The organism is Lactobacillus intestinalis, assembly GCF_024397795.1.
Classification (GTDB): Bacteria; Bacillota; Bacilli; order Lactobacillales; family Lactobacillaceae; genus Lactobacillus; species Lactobacillus intestinalis.
In genome coordinates this window covers 1,677,422-1,699,754 of record NZ_CP072983.1, presented here as the reverse complement: position 1 = coordinate 1,699,754, position 22,333 = coordinate 1,677,422, and the positions used below count along the sequence as shown (strand labels likewise).

Annotated in this window: 20 protein-coding genes; 16 read left to right on the top strand and 4 right to left on the bottom strand. The window is 34.9% G+C overall.

The annotated features are described in order from the left end of the window. Positions 1-472: 472 nt before the first annotated feature. The 13 genes from rpmH (at position 473) to KBW87_RS07970 (ending at position 16,180) form a co-directional block, all read left to right on the top strand. Positions 473-613 (top strand): 50S ribosomal protein L34, encoded by a 141-nt coding sequence (rpmH, locus tag KBW87_RS08030; RefSeq protein WP_004039891.1) that lies wholly within the window; start codon positions 473-475, stop codon positions 611-613. Between the two features lie 51 nt (positions 614-664). After that, a complete protein-coding gene (gene rnpA / locus KBW87_RS08025; RefSeq protein WP_057809100.1) occupies positions 665-1,039 on the top strand; it encodes a ribonuclease P protein component in 375 nt (124 codons plus the stop codon). 1 nt (position 1,040) lies between these two features. Further along, positions 1,041-1,907, top strand: a complete 867-nt coding sequence (locus tag KBW87_RS08020; RefSeq protein ID WP_157055105.1) for a YidC/Oxa1 family membrane protein insertase — start codon at positions 1,041-1,043, stop codon at positions 1,905-1,907. 106 nt (positions 1,908-2,013) lie between these two features. Beyond that, the gene (gene mnmE / locus KBW87_RS08015; protein WP_057809098.1) at positions 2,014-3,399 is read left to right on the top strand and encodes a tRNA uridine-5-carboxymethylaminomethyl(34) synthesis GTPase MnmE; all 1,386 of its coding nucleotides are present in this window, start codon (positions 2,014-2,016) and stop codon (positions 3,397-3,399) included. Positions 3,400-3,405: 6 nt separating this feature from the next. After that, the gene (mnmG, locus tag KBW87_RS08010) at positions 3,406-5,304 is read left to right on the top strand and encodes a tRNA uridine-5-carboxymethylaminomethyl(34) synthesis enzyme MnmG (protein WP_057809096.1); all 1,899 of its coding nucleotides are present in this window, start codon (positions 3,406-3,408) and stop codon (positions 5,302-5,304) included. Between the two features lie 212 nt (positions 5,305-5,516). After that, entirely contained in the window at positions 5,517-6,335 is an 819-nt protein-coding gene (locus tag KBW87_RS08005) for a helix-turn-helix domain-containing protein (protein ID WP_057809094.1), read from the top strand. 166 nt (positions 6,336-6,501) lie between these two features. Then, positions 6,502-6,963: a hypothetical protein gene (locus KBW87_RS08000; protein ID WP_057809092.1), complete on the top strand. Its 462-nt coding sequence runs from the start codon at positions 6,502-6,504 to the stop codon at positions 6,961-6,963. A gap of 50 nt (positions 6,964-7,013) precedes the next feature. Continuing rightward, positions 7,014-9,110, top strand: coding sequence for a bacteriocin-associated integral membrane family protein (locus KBW87_RS07995; protein ID WP_057809089.1), 2,097 nt, complete (start codon positions 7,014-7,016; stop codon positions 9,108-9,110). Then, the gene (locus tag KBW87_RS07990) at positions 9,103-9,762 is read left to right on the top strand and encodes an ATP-binding cassette domain-containing protein (protein ID WP_057809088.1); all 660 of its coding nucleotides are present in this window, start codon (positions 9,103-9,105) and stop codon (positions 9,760-9,762) included. The genes KBW87_RS07995 and KBW87_RS07990 overlap by 8 nt, the downstream gene beginning before the upstream one ends. 314 nt (positions 9,763-10,076) lie before the next feature. Further along, on the top strand, positions 10,077-11,891 hold the full coding sequence (gene spxB, locus KBW87_RS07985) for a pyruvate oxidase (protein WP_057809086.1): 1,815 nt from the start codon (positions 10,077-10,079) through the stop codon (positions 11,889-11,891). A gap of 98 nt (positions 11,892-11,989) precedes the next feature. Next, the gene (gnd, locus tag KBW87_RS07980; RefSeq protein WP_057809084.1) at positions 11,990-13,393 is read left to right on the top strand and encodes an NADP-dependent phosphogluconate dehydrogenase; all 1,404 of its coding nucleotides are present in this window, start codon (positions 11,990-11,992) and stop codon (positions 13,391-13,393) included. Positions 13,394-13,513: 120 nt separating this feature from the next. Then, complete coding sequence (locus tag KBW87_RS07975; RefSeq protein WP_057809082.1) at positions 13,514-15,067, top strand: ClC family H(+)/Cl(-) exchange transporter; 1,554 nt, start codon at positions 13,514-13,516, stop codon at positions 15,065-15,067. 147 nt (positions 15,068-15,214) lie between these two features. Then, complete coding sequence (locus KBW87_RS07970) at positions 15,215-16,180, top strand: AEC family transporter (protein WP_057809080.1); 966 nt, start codon at positions 15,215-15,217, stop codon at positions 16,178-16,180. A gap of 4 nt (positions 16,181-16,184) precedes the next feature. On the opposite strand, the gene KBW87_RS07965 is transcribed toward KBW87_RS07970, so the two are convergent. After that, the gene (locus KBW87_RS07965) at positions 16,185-17,057 is read right to left on the bottom strand and encodes a LysR family transcriptional regulator (RefSeq protein ID WP_057809078.1); all 873 of its coding nucleotides are present in this window, start codon (positions 17,055-17,057) and stop codon (positions 16,185-16,187) included. Between the two features lie 125 nt (positions 17,058-17,182). Here KBW87_RS07965 and KBW87_RS07960 point away from each other — a divergent pair, with 125 nt between their 5' ends. Beyond that, positions 17,183-18,808, top strand: coding sequence for a malolactic enzyme (locus tag KBW87_RS07960; protein ID WP_057809075.1), 1,626 nt, complete (start codon positions 17,183-17,185; stop codon positions 18,806-18,808). A 72-nt stretch (positions 18,809-18,880) separates the two neighbouring features. Here the strand turns inward: KBW87_RS07960 and KBW87_RS07955 are convergent, their stop codons facing one another. The 3 genes from KBW87_RS07955 to KBW87_RS07945 all read right to left on the bottom strand — a co-directional run bounded on the left by KBW87_RS07955 (position 18,881) and on the right by KBW87_RS07945 (position 21,108). After that, complete coding sequence (locus KBW87_RS07955; RefSeq protein WP_057809073.1) at positions 18,881-20,212, bottom strand: MFS transporter; 1,332 nt, start codon at positions 20,210-20,212, stop codon at positions 18,881-18,883. A 160-nt stretch (positions 20,213-20,372) separates the two neighbouring features. Next, a complete protein-coding gene (locus KBW87_RS07950) occupies positions 20,373-20,552 on the bottom strand; it encodes a hypothetical protein (RefSeq protein ID WP_004039926.1) in 180 nt (59 codons plus the stop codon). After that, a complete protein-coding gene (locus KBW87_RS07945) occupies positions 20,545-21,108 on the bottom strand; it encodes a hypothetical protein (RefSeq protein WP_057809071.1) in 564 nt (187 codons plus the stop codon). Before KBW87_RS07945 ends, KBW87_RS07950 begins: the two co-directional genes overlap by 8 nt. Positions 21,109-21,254: 146 nt before the next feature. Between KBW87_RS07945 and KBW87_RS07940 the strand changes: the two genes are divergently transcribed. Together KBW87_RS07940 and KBW87_RS07935 are read left to right on the top strand one after the other, a co-directional pair. Then, positions 21,255-21,902 carry a Crp/Fnr family transcriptional regulator gene (locus KBW87_RS07940; protein ID WP_057809069.1) on the top strand — a complete coding sequence of 216 codons (648 nt, stop codon included), beginning with the start codon at positions 21,255-21,257 and terminating at the stop codon, positions 21,900-21,902. A gap of 126 nt (positions 21,903-22,028) precedes the next feature. Next, a complete protein-coding gene (locus KBW87_RS07935; protein ID WP_004039931.1) occupies positions 22,029-22,289 on the top strand; it encodes a hypothetical protein in 261 nt (86 codons plus the stop codon). The last annotated feature ends 44 nt before the right edge of the window (positions 22,290-22,333 follow it).

Sequence of the window (22,333 nt, the reverse complement as noted above, 5' to 3'; positions counted from 1 at the left end):
AGTACATTCCTCCAATAGTAAAAAGCATATTTATTTTAACATTTAATTTCTAGGTTTTCCACAAGTGAAAAAAGTTATTCCCAAATTCACAGGGTGTGGAAAATGTTTAATAACTAATCCACAGATTAACTATTTTTATTTTAACACGGTACGTTATCTACAGGGGCTATTGCGAATAAAAAATACCTAAGCGATGCAGGATTTTTATTAATTTTAAGTAAGTATCCACATGCTGTGAATATGTTTTTCAACAGGCTGTTAATTGTGTAAAACATTGGGGAATAGTCTGTGAATAATTTTCAAGGTAAAAATCAGGTTTAAATTTATCCACATATTTTTTCGTAAATTTGAAAAAAATTCAATTACTTTTTGACAATTCTTTTTTTAATTTTTACTTGGTTTTTTGCGTTAATCGTGCTATTCTAGATAAGAAATTGTGTTGTTAGCACATATAAAGATGGAGGTGCAGTTTATGTCAACTAAGAGAACTTACCAACCAAAGAAACGTCATCGTTCACGTGTTCACGGTTTTATGAAGCGTATGAGCACATCAAATGGCCGCAAGGTTTTAGCAAGACGACGTGCAAAGGGTAGAAAAGTCTTATCTGCTTAAACCACTGAATCTCAGTGGTTTTTTTAGTCTACTAGAGTGGAATGAAACGTTTTGAGAAAGTCTTATCGAGTTAAATCTGAAAGGGATTTTCAACGAGCTTTTAAATTAGGCGATTCAGTCGCTAACCGAGCTTTTGTAATCTATAAAATAGAGAAAGCAGAAAATAAGCACTTTCGTGTTGGAATTTCTGTTGGTAAAAAAGTCGGTCATACTGCCGTTGTCCGAAATCGACTCAAACGTTATATTCGGGCAGTGATTACTGAAAATAAACAGGAGATTGATCCTAGTGTTGATTTTTTGGTAATTACTCGGCCTTATGCTCGCAATTTTGACATGACTGAGGTACGCAAAAATTTATTGCATGCTTTAACCTTAGCTCACGTCATTGAGAAAATACCAGATGAAGATGAAATTGAGGAAAGTTAGAGTGAAGGACATTTTAACAAAGAGAAATGTTAAACGTCTTCTTGCGATTCTAGCAGTATTTGTCATTGCCGTTGTTTTAACAGGTTGTGCTACAAATACTGGTCAACAAGCACCTGTTTCTCACACCAGTGGAAATTGGTGGGATCGTTGGATTGTTTATTACGTGTCTGCATTTTTACTTTGGTTAGCTAAGCTGTTAGGTAACAATTATGGCTGGACAATCATTGTCTTTACCATTTTGATTAGAATCATTTTGTTACCTCTGAATGCTATAACAATCAGAAGTACATCAAAAATGCAACAAATTCAACCACAAGTGGATGAATTGCGTAAAAAGTATCCTGGACGTGATGCAGAATCAAGACAATTATTGTCGCAAGAAACCAATAAGCTTTATAAAGAAGCGGGGGTAAATCCATACACTGGATGTTTACCTGTGGTTATTCAGTTGCCTGTTATGTATGCCTTATATCAAGCTATTTGGCGTACACCGCAACTGCAGAATGGGCATTTCTTATGGATGGATTTAGGAAAACCGGATCCATATTATGTAATGCCAATTTTGGCAATGATCTTCACTTTCATTTCTACCTATATCAGTCAGTTATCTACCCCACGTTCATCTCAAAATTGGATGACTAAGGTTATGACATATGGTATGGCAGTAATGGTTGGTGTAATGGCAATTGGGTTCCAATCTGCGATTACACTTTACTGGGTAATTTCCAACCTCTTCCAAGCAGTTCAAACCTTTATATTGCAAAATCCAATTAAATATAAGCGAGAACAAGAGGCTAAAAAAGAGGCAGAACGTGAGCGTCAACGTCGTTTAAGAAGAACATACAAGCGTTTAAGACGCAAAAAATAAAATATTGTCTAAAACTCATTTTTAGATAAAGTAGTCAAAGTGCTTTATCCACTATGTTTCCACATGGTGGTATAATGCACTTTTTTTATTGAAAAAGGAGAAATCAATGGCTCAAGTTTTAACAGAATTTGATACAATTGCTGCTATCTCTACGCCAATTGGCGAAGGCGGTATATCTATTGTGCGTATGTCTGGCGAAGATGCAATTAAAATTGCTAATCAAGTTTTTAAAGGTGCCAATTTAGCAAAGGTTGATACGCACACTATCCATTATGGTCACATTATTAATCCACAAAATGATCAAGTGATTGATGAAGTAATGGTGACGGTTTTAAGAGCACCAAAGACATTCACTTGTGAAGATATTGTGGAAATTAACTGCCATGGTGGTATTGTAGTTACTAATAAAATTTTACAATTACTTCTATCAAGCGGTGCTAGAATGGCCGATCCTGGTGAGTTCACTAAAAGAGCCTTTGTAAATGGTCGAATTGATCTTACACAAGCTGAAAGTGTGATGGATATTGTTCGTGCCAAGACTGATAAAGCTCGACAAGTTGCAGTTAAACAACTTGAAGGTGGTTTGATGCATCAAATTCGCGCTATGCGTCAAGAAATTTTAGATACTTTAGCGAATGTAGAAGTAAATATTGATTATCCTGAATATGATGCTGATCAAGTTACTGCTAAACAAATGTCAGAAACTTCTCAAAGTGTTATCAACAAAATTAATCACTTGTTGAAAACTTCTCAACAAGGAACTATTTTGCGAAATGGATTGGCTACAGCAATTGTAGGAAAGCCAAATGTTGGAAAGTCCTCTTTATTAAATTATTTAACTCAAAGTGATAAAGCAATTGTGACCGATGTAGCCGGAACTACTAGGGACACGCTAGAAGAGTATGTTTCAGTTCAAGGTGTTCCACTTAAATTGATTGATACAGCAGGGATTCATCATACTGAAGATAAAGTGGAAAAAATTGGTGTAGAACGTTCACAACAGGCTCTAGAAAAAGCTGATTTGGTTCTTCTATTACTTGATTCTAGCAAAGAATTAAGTGATGAGGATAAGATGTTGATAAAGTTAACAGAACCAAAGAAGCGAATCATCGTTTTAAACAAAACAGACTTGGGGCAAAAACTATCTGTGGATGAAGTTAAAGAACTTACACATAGTGAAATTATCTCAACTTCAATTTTAAAAGAAAAGAATCTTGAGGAACTTGAAGGTGCAATTAAAGAATTATTCTTTAGCGGAATTGAAAATTCAAATGATCAAGTTTTAGTCACAAATCAACGCCAAGTGGCTCTTCTTAAAAAGGCGAAGGGTGAACTGGAAGATGTGATTGATGCAGTTAATAATGATGTTCCAGTTGATATTGCTCAAATTGATTTTAATGGTGCGTGGGATACTTTAGGTGAAATTACTGGAGATAGTGCACCAGATGAATTGATTAATCAATTGTTCAGTCAATTCTGTTTAGGTAAGTAGGGGGAAATGATGAAGACATACGATTCAAATGAATATGACGTTATAGTTGTTGGTGCTGGGCATGCCGGCAGTGAAGCGGCGCTAGCTAGTGCACATATGGGACAAAAGACGCTTTTAGTTACGATTGGGCTTGATATGGTGGCTTTTATGCCATGTAATCCCTCAGTGGGAGGCCCAGCTAAAGGGACGGTTGTTCGTGAAATTGACGCTCTTGGCGGTCAAATGGGTAAAAATATCGATGCTACTTATATTCAGATGAGGATGCTTAATACGGGGAAAGGCCCTGCAGTGCGTGCGTTGCGTGCCCAAGCTGATAAGTGGCAATATCATGAGCATATGAAGGATGTTATTGAAAACACACCTAATTTGACCTTACGTCAAGGAATGGTTGATGAATTAATTGTTGAAGATGGCGTATGTAAAGGGGTAGTTACAAATACTGGGGCAAAATATCATGCTAAAAGTGTAGTTTTGACTACTGGAACTGCAGCCCGTGGACGAATTTTTATTGGAGAACTTAATTATTCATCAGGTCCTAACAATACTATTGCGGCAATTAAATTATCTGAGAATTTGGAAAAGCTTGGTTTTAAACTTCGTCGTTTTAAGACTGGTACTCCTCCCCGTGTAAATGGGAATACCATTGATTATTCTAAGACCGAAGAAGAACCTGGAGATAAAGTTCCACGTCATTTTTCATATGAAAGTAAGGATGAGGATTATTTAAAGAACCAAATTTCATGTTGGATGACTTATACTAATCCAGTTACTCATAATATTATTAATAATAATTTGGACCGTTCTCCAATGTTTTCTGGTGATATTGTAGGGGTAGGACCACGTTATTGCCCATCTATTGAAACTAAGGTAGTGCGTTTTGCGGATAAGGACCGTCATCAACTTTTCTTAGAACCTGAAGGTAGGGATACCAAGGAAATTTATGTTGGAGACTTCTCTACTTCCATGCCAGAAGAAGTTCAACTTAAGATGCTTCATTCAATTAGTGGGCTTGAACATGCAGAAATGATGCGTCCAGGTTATGCTATTGAATATGATGTGATCGATCCATGGCAATTGAAGCATACTTTGGAAACAAAGAATATCAAAAATCTTTTTACTGCTGGTCAAATGAATGGAACTTCTGGCTATGAAGAAGCTGCCGGACAAGGTTTGATTGCTGGAATTAATGCGGCGCTTCGTGCACAAGATAAGCCAGGATTTACTTTAGGCCGTGATGAGGCTTATATTGGCGTTCTAATCGATGATCTGGTAACTAAGGGTACTAATGAGCCATACCGTCTTTTAACCTCTAGAGCGGAATATAGACTTATTCTGCGTCATGATAATGCGGACTTGCGCTTGACTGATTATGGCCATCAATTTGGTTTGATTTCAGATGAACGTTATGCAGAATTTGAAGCTAAAAAAGAAGCCATTAAAGAAGCCAAGGAAAAGTTAGCCCAAATTACTATTCACCCAACAGAAGAAATTCAAGCTTACCTTGAAAGCATTGGCGATGACAAGATGAGTGCTGGGGTAAAAGCTGATGTCTTCTTGCGTCGTCCGCGTGTAACGATTGATGATATTGAAAGATTAACTGGAGAAACGATTTCTTCAGACCGTTATGTAAAGGAACAAGTAGAAATCAACATCAAATATGCTGGCTACATCAAGAAGGAAGAAGTTCGCATTAACCGCTTGCACCGTCAAGAAGCTAAGAAGATTCCAACTGACATTGATTACAGTAAGATTGAGGGCTTAGCTACTGAAGCACGCCAAAAGTTTGAAAAGATTAAGCCTGAAACTTTAGCCCAAGCTGAAAGAATCTCAGGTGTTAACCCAGCTGACTTGGCAATTTTGAGTGTTTACATTCAAAATGGTCGTTACTCCAAAGTTAAAAAGTAGATAATTAATCCTAAATCCATATCGTGAGATATGGATTTTTTTATTTCCATTTCCTGGGAAATAGTATTAATATACAGAAGAAATAATATTTTTAAGTTATGGTATAAGTGATGTGATTGAGATAGATATACAATCTAAAAATCATTTGAGAATATTATTCTCAACGGAAAGTATTATTGTAGAGTCAAACTATATAATTTGAGGATGGTAATATGACAATAGGTGAGGCATTAAAAAAAGAGCGAATCAAAAGAGGTCTTTCTGTTAGAAAGATGGCTGGAACAATTATTGATCCTTCGTCTTATAATAAAGTTGAGAAAAACATGCGTAATATAGGTTCTGAGGCGTTAGTACGTCTTATTTTTATGCATGATATTAATATAAATGAATTTTTTAATAATATTAGTTCTAATTATGCGCCTAGTAAATTACTTTATAAAATAGAATTAGAAAGTAATATGCGATCTGCTTTTAATAATCGAGATTTAGTTAAAATTCAAAATGTTCATAACAAAATAATGAACTTAAAACATGAAGAAATTTTAAAACTAAGATCAATAGTGACAGTTGCTTATCTAAAACATGCCATTAATGATTTAGATGAACATATTAAGATTAAGATATTCGAGCAGCTAGATAAAAAGGATAATTTAAGTAATAACATTGAAGCCATTAGATTGTTTGCAAATGTTATGCCTATTTTTACTAATGAGCAATTAAATTACTTAATGCAAAGTTATGCTAACAAGATAATAAAGAATGATAATTTATCAGAATTAGATATCAAAAGATTTGCCATAGCCAGCGTTAACTATCTTCGAGCTTGCTATGAACGTAAAATCCCATTAAACGAAACAATGGTTCAAATAAAAGACTATATTTTGAATAGTGATGATACTTCACTGTTGGCCTATAAAGGACTAGTTAAGTTGAGTTTGGCTGCAATTACCGGAAACATTACTTTAGCAAAAAAATTAAAACAAGAGTTAATTGACATAGGGTATGAGCAAGTAAAGAACTGGAAATTTTAGTGTGGTTTTTTGACCACATTCAACTTCAAGCCTTTAGAATCATGTTAAAACACTATTAAATTAAAGAAAAAGGAGGTTTTAACATGTGGGAATGGGAACCTCCAGTTTTACCTTGAAAAATATGTAATTATCGTGGATTAAATTTATGTAAGATAAGGGGATTATTATGAAAAAATCATTAATTACAGTATTAGCCCTTAGCGGTGTTGGAGTAGCTTTATCTGGTGTTTCGGCACTTGCACACGCTGATACTACAACTATTTCAAATCAAATGCCTAGTAATGGATATGCTGTACTAGATAATAGCAACAAAGTAATTGAGGCTTCCTCTCCAGTTCTTTTGAATAATAAAACTGCTAAAGATAAGTCAGCCTTTTTATTTGGTAATTCATTTGCAGCTGTAAATCCAGTATCTTCTCATGGAACATGGACCTATTTTGTAGATCATAGAGGGTTACATGATTATAAATGGAGTCATTCTAATTATCATGACACTAAATATTATCATTATGGTAAAGCTAAAGTAGGAAAAGGCGGTTATGTTACTCGATATGCGAGCGCTGGTCATTGGGCTTATGCTACAGCCAAAGGTCATGGTAAAGCATATGCATATTATGGATATAGATAAAAATAAAGGCTGTAGGTTTTACAGCCTTTATTTTTTAGTGGGTGGTTAGATTGTATAAAAAAGTTCTGAAATTTCTTTTCGTACTGATAGATGTTGTAACTGTGAGCTTATGGTTGATATATATAATTAATCAACATAATAATATAATTGCAGCCAATGAATTTGATTTAACAAATAATTATGCACAACTAGGATTTCCGAAATATCAAGAAAATAATGTAGACTATTTTAAGCAATTACAAGTAATTCAAAAAACAAGTGATCAATTAAAAATCCCTTTTTTAAAAAGGACATATTATTTAGGCTCTGGTATAAATTATGAACATTATAATTACAATAAACATATTCAAAATGTATTATTTGAAGTAAGCGATTTGGATAATACTGCGTTAAAAAATAATTTTAATGTTGACTTTCATAATGGAAATACATATTCAACAGTCCGTACCCCTACTAGTCATCATTTAAAAAAGTATAGTAATATTAATTTTACGGTTAAACAAATTTCTTTTACTGAGCCTCCTAAATCTAGAGAGGGAATATTCTTTATTCAAACTCAGGATATTGGCTTAATACAAAAGTATATTCGAAAATTACGTTTGAATTATAACCATGCCTTTAAAACTTCTTATAAATTAAAGGATTTTCAACCTACACCGATTTATTCAGTTTCAGATGATTTGTCTCTAGAGTCAGATAATATTAAAACTATGGCTGAAACTATGGTGATTTTTCAGATAGTCTTCTTTATAATTTATATTTTTTCGTTTATTTATGATATAGGAATTTATAAATCATTAGGCTTTAATAGTTTTAGAATCTTAAAGGAAATTGTGTTACCAGAACTCCTAATTGGTAGTCTTCTTCCTTTAATAGGCGGCATAATTTATGAATTACTAAAAAAGGAGACATCAATTATATGGGACAGTGTCTCTCTATTATTGTTGATAGCAATTCTAGAATTGGTTTTTACATATGGCCTAGTTACTCTTTTACAATATATTCCTACAAACAGATTAATTATAAAACAAAGTTATGCCAGAAAATTATTTGAAGTGTCGTTTATATCAAAAGGGCTGCTATTAATTTTTCTTTTATCCACTGCGCTTCCTCTGGCTAATACGGAGTTTCAAATATTAAAGAATCTGAGTCATCCTCAAACTTCGACGTATTCTAAATATGTAAATTTTTATCCAAATATGCAAGGATATAATGAAGAACTTAGTCCTATGCGTTTGACTAAAATGGAACAAAAATATTTATATCCTAAGTTAGAAAATGATGGTAGTTTATATATTGATACTTCACAAATAATAACTTCTAATCCTTATTATCAAAGGAGTGTAGATATTAATACGAATTATTTAAGATTTAATCCCTTATATAATCTGAGTAATAAAAAGATAACTATTAATCAAAATGAACATAGGTCAATTATTTTATTACCACAAAAAAATATAAAGTATAGATCTCGTATTTCTAATTACTTTGTTGATAAATTAAAACTTCGACCACATTTTGTAATAATTAAAAATAATCAGTATATTTTTAGTACGCAGGGACAAAAGAAAAATAATTATGCATATATAAATGTGTTTACCCGAAAAAATATCAGCAAAAATGCGATTCTAGATATTTTTACAGGTGAGGCAGATGATACTATTAAAATTCCTAAAAAAGGTAGGAGTCCTAAGCAAATTTATAGGCATTATTTGTCAATTTTAGAGAAGTATAATTTAAGAGATAATTTGCCCCAAATAATAAGATCAGATCAAAGCCGTAAAGCGGATTTAGCAAATATCTTTAGTGAGGTTTATGTAGATATCTTTGTAATTATAATAAGTTTTGTAATGTTTATTATGATATCGGCGATAATGATGAGCTTATATTTTTCAGTGTATGGACGTACATTTGCAATTAAACAGACTTTGGGAATGTCTACTTTTAGAAGTATGTTAAATTATTGGCTATTGTGGTTACTTCAAATTGTATTAGTAATCATTGTATTGTCAGTATTTATTCAAAAAATTACGGATCCTCCAGTGTATCTTTTATTTATAACTGCAATTTTTATAGACTTTATAGTCAGTCTAATAACTATTCATTTATTTTCTAGAAAAGCAGTAGGGAGGTTTTTAAATGAATAATGATTATCTTGTAAAAATAAAGGATTTAAAGAAAAAGTTTAAAAATCATATTGTTTTTGATCATTTAAATCTCAGTATCGCTAACAATCAAATTACTACGATTTATGGTGAAAGTGGTAGTGGAAAATCTACGTTACTAAACATAATTGGATTGCTTGAAAGATCTGATGGTGGATCTATTACATTATTTCATGAAGAGTCACCAAAGGTGGGAAGTAAAAAAGCTAGAGAATTTTTGCAAAATCATATCAGTTATCTATTTCAAAATTTTGCATTAATTAATGATCAAAGTATAAAGAAAAACCTAGATTTAGCAAATTTAAATCCTAAAGAATCTAAAAAACAATTTAATAAGCGTAAAAATGAGATTTTACATCGATTGAATATAGTTATAGATGAAAAAACTAAAGTTGGAGTTCTATCAGGGGGACAACAGCAAAGGATTGCTTTAGCAAGAGCGATTCTGAAACCAGGAGAATTATTGCTATGTGATGAACCTACTGGCTCATTGGATCCTACAAACAAAGAAATTATTTTTAAAGCATTGGAACAATTAAAAGAGCAAGGGAAAACTATTTTAATCGTATCTCACGATCCATACATTATTGAAAATAGTGATATTATCTACAATATTAAATCTTTAAGTAAATAATTTTTGCTAAAAAACTTCTCCATTTCCTGGGAAATATTCTTCTAAAAAAGCAAAATAATATTTTTTTGAAAAATATTTATATATTTTTTGCGAGCAAAATAATAAAAAATATTATGACTATGATAATATAATCACAAATGTAACCACTACCATAACTCAAAAGTTATACTTGCTTTTTACAAATTTGTGAAATTATTATTTTCACAAAACGCTTACATTATTGATATTATTGGAATCCAGCCTACTTGAAATTGTGAAATTATGTGCTTTAATACATTATGTAAGCAAACGAATATTAAGGAGATGCACTTAAAATGACAAAGATTAATGGCGCAGACGCGATGTTTAAAGTTTTATATGATTGGCACGTTGATCATATCTATGGTTTCCCTGGTGGTTCATTTGACTCAGGTATGAACGCTGTTCACGACTGGAGAAATAAGATTAAGTTTATCGAAGTTCGTCATGAAGAAGCAGGTGCTTTAGCTGCTTCTGCTGAATATAAGTTAACTGGTAAGCTTGGTGTATGTTTCGGTTCAGCAGGTCCTGGTGCTGCTCACTTGTTTAATGGTTTATACGATGCAAAATATGATAAATCACCAATGGTAGCAATTGTAGCTAATGTTCCAACAAGCCGTGAAAATATTGACTTCTTCCAAGCATTTGATGAAGATAAGTGGTTCTTAAATGCCAGTGTATGGTGCCGTCAAGCAATGACTCCAGAACAAATTCCAGTTATTACTGATGAAGCAATTCGGCAAGCATATGCAAGAAAGGGTCCTGCAGTTATCATTCTTCCTAAGGATTATGGCTGGACTAAGATTGAAGATAACTACAAGACTAGCTACAATGCTCACGTTCCCGCAAACTTTGCTGGTCCTAAGAAGGAATCTGTGGAAGAAGCTGTTAAATTGATCAAAGAAGCAAAGAATCCAGTTGTTTACTTTGGTAATGGTGCTCGAGAAGCAGGTGCCGGTGAAGAATTGAAGGAATTTTCTAACAAGTTTAAGATGCCACTTCTTTCTTCATATCTTGGTAAAGGTGTGGTTGAAGATGAATTCCCAGCATATGTTGGTACTATCGGCCGTATTGGGGCTAAAACACCGAATGAAATTCAAAGCTACGCTGATTTGGTAGTTTGGGTTGGTAATAACTCACCATTCTCAGTTCTTTGGTTTAACAAAGATACTAAGGTTATCCAAATTGATGTTGATCCAGGCAAGCTTGGAAAGCGTCACACTGTTGATGTTCCAATTTTAGCTGATGCTAAGAAGACTTTGCGTGCCTTAATTGATGCCGGTGAAGATCGTCCAGAATCACCAATTTATAAGGCTGCTATTGCTGACCGTGAAAACTGGGATGCATGGCAAGAAAGCTTTGTTGATTCTGATGAAATGCCAGTTCGTCCAGAACCAATTTGGGATGTAATTAATAAAGAAGCTGCAGACGATGCTATTTTTGCAATTGATGTAGGTAATGTAAACGTTGACCATTGTCGTTTGCTTAAGATGCATGATGATCAAAAGTGGACTACTTCAGGTCTTCACGCAACTATGGGATATGGTGCTCCAGCTGCTCTTACTGCTGCGACAGTTTACCCAGACCGTGAAGTATGGCAATTAGCTGGTGACGGTGGCTTTGCTATGATGAACCAAGAATTATTGACTATGGCTCGTTACAACATGCACGTTTTGAATATTGTATTTACTAATGAAACTTTAGGATACATCGAAGCTGAACAAGAAGACGAATCCCACCAACCATTATCTGGTGTTATCATTCCTGACAACAACTGGGCAAAGGTTGCTGAAGGTATGAATATGAAGGGTGTTGTCGTTCGTACTAAGAAGGAATTCGAAGACGCTGTCAAGGAATGGAAGAAGATGGATGGTCCAATGCTTATTGATATTAAGTACACCCACGAAATGCCATATTCAACTGAACTTGACAGCCTTGACGATCCAGCCTTCGTCAAGAAGTATCAAGCAGAAGCTTTGAAGCCATTCAGTTACTTTGCTGATAAGTATGGTTTGGAGGCTGATGCTGCATCTGGTGCATCTCAACATGAAGAATCAGAACCTAAACCAGACCCAGAACCTGATACTACTTCAGGTGCTTCACAACACTAATTCTGTTTGATAAAAAATAAAAGTGAAACCTTAAGGTTTCACTTTTTTTTATGCACTCGTATAATGTATACTGAGAGATTTTGAACGGAGGAAAATATATGCAACAATTTGGTGTTATTGGACTTTCCGTAATGGGGAAAAACCTTGCTTTAAATGCTAGAAATCATGGCATTTCAGTTTCTGGTTTTAGTATTGATAAGCCAGAAGTTGACGCTTTTGCTAAGTATGAAGATGACAAATTAAAAGCTTATGATTCATGGGAAGAATTTGTTAATTCACTTGAAAAGCCTCGTAAGATTTTGATCCAAATTATGGCAGGTAAACCAGTTGATCAAACTTTACAAAAATTACTTCCACTTCTTGATAAAGGTGATATTTTAATTGATGGTGGTAACTCTAACTTCCACGATACCAATCGTCGCTATCACGAAATGGAAAAGCATGGTATTCACTTCATTGGTATGGGTGTTTCTGGTGGTGAAGAAGGAGCTTTAAATGGTCCTGCTTTAATGCCAGGTGGAGATGAAGAAGCTTATAAGGAAGTTGCCCCAATTCTTGAAAAAATGGCAGCTAAAAACAAAGAAGGTAAACCATGTGTAAGTTACATGGGGCCTGAAGGCGCAGGTCACTATGTAAAGATGGTTCATAACGGTATTGAATATGCCATTATGCAAGAATTTTCAGAAGTCTACAACTTGCTTCGTGATGTCGCACATAAGAGCGATGATGAAATGTCAAAGATTTTTGACGAATGGAATCATGGTTTAGTTGAGGCTTACTTGAGTGAAATTACCTCTAAAGTTTTGGCTCAAAAAGATGATTTAACTGATGATCATATTATTGATCATATTCTAAATGTTGCTTCATACAAGGGAACCGGTAACTGGATGCTTGAAGATGGGGTTGCTCTCGGCGCACCAGTAACTGTGGTTGCTGAAGCGGTTATGGCTCGTTTTATGAGTAAGCAAACCCACTTGGCTCTTAAGAATGGTGCTAAGCCTACTAAGTTTGAATACAAGGGTGAAATTCCAGATAACTTAGTTGATGAATTTGGCAAGACTTTACAATTAGCTCAAGCTGTAGCCTATGCTCAAGGTTTCCAACAATTAACTATGGCAGCTAAGGCATATGATTGGGACTTAAGATACAAGTCCATTGCTCAAAACTGGGAAGCAGGTTGTATCATTCGTTCTGCAATGCTTAAAGATATTGAAAATGCCTACTCAGATAACAAGGAATTAATGAACTTGTTTGAAGATGACTACTTTAGAAACTTGATGGAAAAGAATCTTCCATCATTGAGAAAGTCAGTTGAATTTGCTACTAAAGCTGGTGTACCAACTCCAACTTTAAGTGCGGCACTTAATTACTTGGAATCAATCTTTAATCCAAACTTGCCAGCTAATATGATTCAGGGTCAACGTGATTATTTCGGTGCTCACACTTACCAAAGAAATGACCGTCCAGGTACTTTCCATACTGAATGGTATGAAGAAAAATAGTTGTTACACGTGTAACAGAAAAAGGACTCCAGTGGAGTTCTTTTTTGTTTGCGGTAATTATGATAATAGCAATTTTTTGAGGTAGAATAGTTATGTATTTTTATGAAAGTGGAGAAAAAAATGAAAAGGGATAATACAACTACTCTCAAGTTGCTGGTTGAAGCAATTATCGTGGGGATTTTTACTGGTTTAGTAGTAGGACTTTTTAGATTTGGAATTGAAAAAACATCTGCATTTTGGTTGGATTTATTTAAAAAAGCTCATCAAAATGCAGTCTGGTTTGTAGCAATTGTAATTGGGTTTATCATTGTAGCCGTAATTGCAGGATATTTTGTTAAGCAATACCCACATGTTGGAGGGTCCGGAATTCCCGAAGTAAAGCTGGAATTACAAGGAAAACTGTCCGTAAAATGGTTTCCGATTCTATGGCGTAAATTAATTGGAGGAATTTTAGTAATTGGAACTGGACTTTTCTTAGGACCAGAAGGTCCCTCTTTGCAACTAGGTTCTTCAATTGGACAAGGGGTTGGAGAAGGATTTAAACAAACAAAAACTAATTCCCGGGTTTTACTTGCAACTGGTGCTGCCAGTGGTCTGTCGGCGGCTTTTGGTGCACCGCTGAGTGGGGCGCTTTTTGTACTAGAGGAAGTTTTCCATAATTTTTCTCCTCGTGTTTGGTTAAATGCGTTGGCAGGCGCACTAGCATCAAACTTTGTAGTTTCTAACTTTTTCGGCTTGCACCCATCTTTAGCCATTTCCTACAATCATTCTTTTCCATTGCCTCTCTACTGGCATCTGATTTTGTTGGGACTATTATTAGGAATTTTAGGTCATATCTATAAATTAGGATTATTTAGTTTTAAGAATGTCTATAAAAAAATAACTATTATTCCGCGTTGGCTTCACGGTTTGATTCCATTGGCAATTTTAATTCCGATTGCTTATTTCTGGCCCCTTATCACTGGTCCAGGTAATCGTTTGATTTTGTCACTTTCAAACACGATTACAACGCAAGGCTGGATTACAGTAGGGATGCTGGCCCTATTCTTTATTTTGAGAATTTCATTTTCAATCGTGTCTTATGACTCAGGTTTACCAAGTGGCATTTTCTTGCCGATTTTGACTATGGGAGCTTTAGTTGGGGCAACCTATGGAACTTTTATGGTTCAACTTGGTTTAATGCCCGCTAAACTAGTGGTTAACTTGGTGATCTTTTCAATGGCTGGCTTGTTTGCCGCAATTATTAGAGCTCCATTTACAGCGATTATTTTGATTACTGAAATGGTAGGGTCTTTACTACACTTAATGCCACTTGCGGTTGTAGCTTTTATTGCTCTATTGGTTGATGAACTTTTAGGTGGACGGCCAATTTATGATAGTTTAGCTGAAGCCATGCAGGGTAAGAATGGTGTCGCAAAAGCTTCTGGTCATGAGGATCAATTAACTGTTCCTGTTTATGAAAGCAGTCAACTTGTTGATGAAAAGGTGGCGGATATTAGTTGGCCTAAAGATACTTTAGTGAAGTTGATTCGACGGGGGAGTGAGGAAATTATTCCTAATGGTCAAACAACGATTGCTGCTGGAGATATGTTAGTTTTGGCCGTTGATTCAGGCCGGCGAGGTCAAGTTTATGATGAGATGCGAAAGTTACAAGAAGTAGAACTGGATGGATAGAAAAAAGAAGTATTTCTTAGGAAATACTTCTTTTTTCTTGAAACATAATTTAAAAGTGTTATAAATACTATGCCTATATATTATTCATATAGACAAATGCTTATAATAACTAAAGATTTGATTATATGAAATGAAGGGAGAATATTAATGGCAACATTTCTATCATCTGTATCGAGTGTAGTAGTTATCGTACTAATTATGCTCTTAGGTTATGTTTTAAGAAGAGCAGGTTGGCTTGCAGATTCATTTTCACGTAATATTTCGAAATTAATTACCCAAATTGCATTGCCGGCATCAATTTTCATTTCTGTACAGAATAACTTGACTAGAGGAAGTCTGTTAAACCTCTTTGAAGACTTACTCTTACCATTTATTGGAGTTGTTATTTCCTATGTAGTTGCTTTTATTTTAGTTAAAGTAATTAAAGTAAAAGTTGGTCGTCGTGGTACATTCATCAACACCATTGCGAATGCAAATACTATCTTTATTGGGATGCCATTAAACATTGCTTTATTTGGGAATAGGGCAATGCCATATTTCTTGGTTTACTACATTATCAATACAGTTTCTACTTGGGCATTTGGGGTATTCCTCATCAAAAATGATGATCCAACTTTAGTGGCTCAAGAAAAGAAAGAACACAAAATTGAATGGAAGAAAATTTTACCAATGCCATTAGTTGGTTTTATTGTAGCGGTAATTTGGCTTTTGACTGGTTGGGAATTACCAACTTTTGCAAATCAAACCTTTACCTACATTGGTAACTTGGTTACTCCTCTTTCATTGATTTATATTGGGATTGTTTTAGCTGATTCAGGTATTAAAAGTGTTCACTTTGACAAAGATACCGTTATAGCGCTATTGGGACGTTTTATTTTAGCACCAGCTGTTATGATCTTCTTAGTGAAAATTGGTGCCCCAGCCTTAAAGTTAACAGTGCCATCACTAATGGGCCAAACATTCATTGTTCAAGCTGCAACACCAGCATTATCAGTGCTACCAATTTTGGCTAATGAAGCTCATGGCGATGTTGATTATGCAACCAACGTTGTAGTTTTGAGTACACTATTATTTATCGTAGTTGTACCTGTATTAATGCTTATTGTTGGCTAAATGGCTATTTAGTAAGGATATCCCACAACTCTTCTTCTTTAGCAGTCATGATATGATTTTCTCGCGTAGCTGCAGCTAGGATAAATTCCGGTTGATTTGCATCTAGGAGGGGAATCGAAACTACATCATCGTGCTTAGTAATAGAAAGGGTAGTAAGATAGGAGATCCCTAAATTTTGAGCTACTAAACTTTTAACCACCATCACATCGGGACTGCGATAAATTGTGTTAATACTGATTTTGCTTTGCTTAAGCATTCTGTCTAAAGCGCGGGTATGAATATAATCGCTGCTTAATCCAATAAAATTTTCGTTAGCGATTTCTTTAAAAGAGATCGCTTTTTTGTGAGCTAAAGGATGTTTTTTGCTGACGATAATATTCATGGGATAATGCTTAATGATTTTAAGGCGAATTCCTGGTTCAGGATTAACTTTTGTTAAACCTAGCATTGAAAAATTAATATGCCCATCTAGTAAAAGATGGTAAAGATCATATGAGCCATTTTCAATTACGTTTAACCGATGAAGAATTCCTTTGTCCAGCAATGTTGGCACGAGAGTAGGAAAATAATTTCTGCCGATAATTGGAGGAAGGCCAAAAGGAATAGTGGCTGATTCATTTTGCTTGATTTCCTCTTCGGCAATCCTTAATTCATTTAAAATTGACTGAACATGTTCATCAAATTGCATCCCCACGCGAGTAATAATAATACTTTTGTGTGATTGATCTCTAATTAAAAAAGTTGTGCCTAATTTATTTTCTAAACGTTTAACGGCAGCAGTGATAGTTGGTTGACTGACGCCAAATTTCTCAGCTGTTTTGGTGTAGCTCTTTAAATTTACCAGTTCATGAAAGTATCTTAAATCTTGAATATTCAATTTTCGTAATCCTCATATAAATAAAACTTTGGTATGTTGCTTTGTTTGACTATAAATTTTTTTGGGTTTTATACTTCTTAATGATACAAGAAAAGCGTAAGTTAAGACAAACGGGGGACTTTTAAATGGCAAACGCATATAATATTTTAAATGATCCATTTTTAAATAAAGGAACTGCTTTTACTGAGCGTGAAAGAGAAAGCTTGGGATTAATTGGGACTTTACCAAATAAAGTGCAAACTATCCAAGAACAAGCTAAACGTGTTTATGAGCAATATGAGCTTCGCCCTGAAGGGATGCAAAAAAGAAAGTTTTTGATGGAAATCTTTAATACTAACCGCACACTATTTTACTATGTGGTTGAGCAACATATTGAAGAACTTTTACCAGTTATTTATGATCCAGTAATTGCGCCAGCAATCGAAAAATATAGTGAGATCTTCATGAAACCACAAGGTGCAGCTTTTCTTTCAATCGATAATCCGAATGATGTAAAAGCCAGTCTAGAAAATGCTGCAGGTGGTAGAAAGATTAAATTGATCGTAGTTACTGATGGTGAAGGAATTTTAGGTATTGGTGACTGGGGTGAAAACGGTGTAAACATTTCTGTTGGTAAGTTGATGGTTTATACTGCCGCTGCTGGAATTGATCCACGCGAAGTATTGCCAGTTTCACTTGATGTTGGAACTAACAATGAAACTTTGATTAATGATCCACTTTACCTTGGTGAAAAGCACGCTCGTGTAACGGGGGAAAGATATTACGACTTTGTGGATAAGTTTGTGAATATTGCTCGTGAAGTCTTCCCAGATGTTTATATTCACTTTGAAGACTTTGGTCGTGACAATGCTACTAAGATTTTGAATAAATATCGTAAAGAAATCCCTGTCTTCAATGATGATGTTCAAGGAACTGGAATTGTCTGCTTGTCAGGTGTACTTGGTGCTTTGAATATTTCTAAAGAAAAGTTTACTGACCAAATTTTCCTTACTTTTGGTGCAGGAACTGCTGGAATGGGAATTGCTAACATGATGTATCGGGAAATGCTGGTTGAAGGGATGGATCCAGAAGAAGCTAAGAAACACTTTTACTTAGTCGATAAACAAGGATTGCTCTTTAGCGACACCGCAGGCATTACTCCTGAGCAAAAGCCATTTGTTCGTGATCGTTCAGAATTTAAGAATGCTGATGAGTTGACTAATCTTGAAGCAGTTGTTAAGGCTGTTCACCCAACTGTAATGATCGGTACTTCTACTACTCCAGGTGCATTTACTGAAGCTGTAGTTAAAGAAATGGCTGCTCACACTGAACGTCCAATTATTTTCCCAATTTCTAATCCAACTAAGTTAATTGAAGCAAGTGCTGCTAACTTAATTGAATGGACTGATGGTCGTGCTTTGGTAGCGACTGGTGTTCCTTCCGCTCCAGTAGAATATAAGGGCGTTACCTACCACATTGGTCAAGCTAACAACGCTTTGATCTATCCAGGATTAGGCTTAGGAGTGTTGGCAAGTGAGGCTAAACTTGTAACTGACGGGATGCTTTCTGCGGCTGCTCACTCACTTGGTGGAATTGTTGATCCAAACGAAAAAGGTGCTCCAGTCTTGCCACCTGTTTCAAAGATTCAATCCTTCTCTGCTAAGGAAGCTGTCAGTGTAGCCCAAGCTGCCATCGATGAAAACCTTGTAGCTAAAGGTATTACAGATGCTAAAGCAGCGACTGAAAAGATGAAATGGATTCCTAAGTATTAATCTACTTAAACTTTTACCTAAATATTTGAATAATAAAAGACACCCTACATTTGTAGAGTGTTTTTTGATTGTCTAATCTTTGTTTGTCATGAATTTTGGTGAAGTTTCTGGAGCCCAAATTAAGCATACAATGAAACTAAATAATAATACGCCGCCGCACACTAACATAGCCAAGTTAGCCCCACCATTATGGGTCAAGATTGGGAGCAAAAAGGTTCCGGCTGCGGCACCAATTCTACTAATCGTAATACAAGTTCCGACGCCAGTTCCTCGAATCTTGATATCAAATAGTTCTGTTGGGTAAGGATAATCCAATACTAATCCTGATGAAAGAACTATCGCAAAAATCGTAAATACAAGTAATTGTAGTTGAGAATTTAAAGGAAATAACGCTAGAATTCCAATCAATATTGCGGAAACTAAGAAATTGCTTACTAGAAACATTCTCCGACTAATTCGGTTAAATATCAAAATACCGAATGAAACTCCAACTAAAATTCCGCCGTTATAAATAATACCGGAGATCTTCGGATCATTAATTCCCATTCCTTTAAGCAGGATAGGGAGAAAGATACTGATACCGAAGAAAGAGAATGCTTGGCAGGCATAGAAGATTCCGCCAACTAGAGTACGACGTAAATATGGTTTGCTAAAAAGTATTCCCCAGGAAATGTTTTGATTACTTTTATTGCGCTTCAAAAATCCTTTAGGAATAACCCACTTTCGCCCCATATGTTTTCTAAGAACTTTATTTGCTGTTTTGATTTTTCCTTGGCTGGCGAGCCAACTTGGGGATGCTGGTAATCTAAAAATAGACCTAAAAATTGCCGTTATAAGAGCTGGAATGGCTCCAGTGGCTAAAATTATTTGCCAAGTATGTTTTCCAAATCCAGTAAGATAGGTCCCGACAACATAAGAAGCAATAAAGCCTAAAGTCCAATAAATTAATAGGTGACTTTGTCGCTTGCTGTCTTCCCCCTTGGGAAGCCATTCAGTTAAAAGGGCATTTCCGACAGTATAGTCAATTGCAATCATTAATCCAATTCCAATTCGAATGATGAAAGTGAATAAAAAGTTGCTTGTAGTTAAATGTAACAAAGTTAACCCAGCTAAAATATACATATTGATCATTAATAACTTACGGCGACCAATTTTATCGGAAAGCCGACCAATTACAATACTTCCGGCTAAACCAATTAAAGCACCCGCTCCAATTAATCCAGTCCAAAGATCATTTATTTGAATATAACGAGCAGCACTGGATAATGCTGTCCCCGAAATACCTAAAGCATATCCACAAGTAATTTGCCCCAAAATAATAGCCATAAAAACTCGCATATGAATGGGCATTAATGGCGCCTTTTTGTAACTCTTTTTAGTTGTTGTGTCAATTATTGTACTCATAAGAAGAGATAAGAATCTCTTTAAAAATACCTCCTTGAAAATATTAAATATATGTATACCTTATCAAAAATAAGAATATGATGCAAAATCGTCGTGAAAAGAAAAAAGCAATCTTATCAAGTAAAAAACTTAATAAAATTGCTTGTATATTTTAGTTCAATTAGAACTTATTATTTTTCTTTCTATTAGTAAAAAATTGATAAAACAGAGAAATAATAGATTGGGCTAATAAAGTACCAGCTATCCAATAGATAGCCGCATTCATTTTTTGACTAAAGGCAAAATATGTGGCTACGATGTAGCAGGCAACCCAGACCATTTTCCAAAATAATTTAGTCATTTTCGATCATCTCAATTTTTCCACCAGCAATTGGGAGCGTTACATGAGTATCATACCCCAACAAATCGCCTTTAACCGTATCGGGAAGTTCCATACTTGCAGGAACGCCATGAACGTAGACTACGCGTTTATCTAAAGCGATATCATCAGTACCAAAATCACGCTTAAAGTCTTCTCTTAAAATGTCCATTGGCACATCTTTTTCATATCTATAATAACCATTGGCGTCGGCCACTGGATAAGTATCGTTTGGAATATCCATATCTTGTGGTGCCTTATCAAAAGGTACCATTGTCGTTCCTGAAACAGGAGTAGTTTCTGGTAAATCAATGTAGCCGTCATGGTTAGTGTCTTGTTCCATTGTTGCAACAATTGCATCTTTCCCATCAGTGAAGCCATGGAAGTGTTGCCAGTGTTCAGTGTTGGCAGGTGTATCAAACATTTCGATTTTTACATGCATAGTGTCGCCATCAATAGTAAATTCTGCAGTTCCGTGAGCACTTGTACCAATTTTTTCAGCGTTTAAGGGCGCAATATTTGCAATATATTTTCTCATTTATGAAAACCTCTTTCCATTAGCTGTTAACTTTACACCTTTATCATACAAGGAATAGAAGGAGAAGTGTCTTTTCACGCCTTATGATTGAGAAAAATAAACTTGCTATAATTAATTTGATTTAAATCAAGAAAAGAGTGACTAAAATGACAAAACATTCCCCGTTAGCTTGTTTGAGTAAAGCGGAATTATTTAAGGATTTACCTAAGAATTTACGTGAAAAACTAGTGACGATTTCTACGCATCAGGAGTATTTTCCAAAAGGTAGTTTAATTCGCCAACCTTTCGATGGTAAAGATGGGATGCTAGTGATGGATAAAGGCCACGCTAAAATATATAGCTTAAATGAAGATGGCAAAGAAACAGTCCTTGGTACTTTGAATAAAGGGGATTCAGAAGGCCAGGAGCATCTTTTTAGTGATGGAAATCAAGAAAATTATATTCAAGCAACGACTGATACTTGGATATGTTCGATGACCCGCAAAGATTTTCAAAATTTGCTCCAAGAAACTCCAGGATTAGCTTTACGCTTATTAAATAGTTTTGGGAAGAAGCTAGTGGCAGTAGAACAAAATGCTATTCGACGTAATTCTATGGATGCCAAAGAGCGTATTATGGCACATTTAGAGGATTTATCTAAAAAACAAGAAGCCAATGTTGTTACCTTAGAATTGAAGAAAAAGGATTTAGCTAGTTTGTTGGGGATAACGCCGGAAACGTTAAGCCGAAAGTTAAAGGAACTAGAAAATGAAAATCGAATTGAGGTAAAAGGTAAGCAAATCAGAATTCTGTAAACTAAACAAGCAATTCTTTATTATATTTATACATAATATAGTATGGGTGCAATTAATTGAATTTAGTATTTTGATGATCCATACTATATTTATAAAGATGAAATAATAAAGAAAGGAGTAATTATTATGTTTAGTTTCGTATTTTGGGTTCTTTTATGTTGGTTTATCGTTAATGTAATTTGGATGTGGTTTGTTCTTAAGAATCAAACTTATCAAAGAGTTTTTGCATGGATTAACGTTTGTGCTGTTGTAATTGGCTTTTGGGTATACTATGGTGTTGCCCATGATCCAAGTGGAATCGCTATTTGGTTTATTTGGTTAAACTGGATCAACGTAGTCTTAGCTTGCCTTCAATTCTACTTCGGATACCGCAAGCTAAACAATTAATCATCATCAATAAAAAAGCTGCATTAAGGATCAATCCCTTTAAT

Coding starts and splice junctions, on each gene's coding strand:
- rpmH (WP_004039891.1), top strand. CDS start 473: ATGTCAACTAAGAGAACTTACCAACCAAAGAAACGTCATCGTTCACGT.
- mnmE (WP_057809098.1), top strand. CDS start 2,014: ATGGCTCAAGTTTTAACAGAATTTGATACAATTGCTGCTATCTCTACG.
- mnmG (WP_057809096.1), top strand. CDS start 3,406: ATGATGAAGACATACGATTCAAATGAATATGACGTTATAGTTGTTGGT.
- KBW87_RS08005 (WP_057809094.1), top strand. CDS start 5,517: ATGACAATAGGTGAGGCATTAAAAAAAGAGCGAATCAAAAGAGGTCTT.
- KBW87_RS08000 (WP_057809092.1), top strand. CDS start 6,502: ATGAAAAAATCATTAATTACAGTATTAGCCCTTAGCGGTGTTGGAGTA.
- KBW87_RS07990 (WP_057809088.1), top strand. CDS start 9,103: ATGAATAATGATTATCTTGTAAAAATAAAGGATTTAAAGAAAAAGTTT.
- spxB (WP_057809086.1), top strand. CDS start 10,077: ATGACAAAGATTAATGGCGCAGACGCGATGTTTAAAGTTTTATATGAT.
- gnd (WP_057809084.1), top strand. CDS start 11,990: ATGCAACAATTTGGTGTTATTGGACTTTCCGTAATGGGGAAAAACCTT.
- KBW87_RS07975 (WP_057809082.1), top strand. CDS start 13,514: ATGAAAAGGGATAATACAACTACTCTCAAGTTGCTGGTTGAAGCAATT.
- KBW87_RS07970 (WP_057809080.1), top strand. CDS start 15,215: ATGGCAACATTTCTATCATCTGTATCGAGTGTAGTAGTTATCGTACTA.
- KBW87_RS07960 (WP_057809075.1), top strand. CDS start 17,183: ATGGCAAACGCATATAATATTTTAAATGATCCATTTTTAAATAAAGGA.
- KBW87_RS07955 (WP_057809073.1), bottom strand. CDS start 20,212: ATGAGTACAATAATTGACACAACAACTAAAAAGAGTTACAAAAAGGCG.
- KBW87_RS07950 (WP_004039926.1), bottom strand. CDS start 20,552: ATGACTAAATTATTTTGGAAAATGGTCTGGGTTGCCTGCTACATCGTA.
- KBW87_RS07945 (WP_057809071.1), bottom strand. CDS start 21,108: ATGAGAAAATATATTGCAAATATTGCGCCCTTAAACGCTGAAAAAATT.
- KBW87_RS07940 (WP_057809069.1), top strand. CDS start 21,255: ATGACAAAACATTCCCCGTTAGCTTGTTTGAGTAAAGCGGAATTATTT.
- KBW87_RS07935 (WP_004039931.1), top strand. CDS start 22,029: ATGTTTAGTTTCGTATTTTGGGTTCTTTTATGTTGGTTTATCGTTAAT.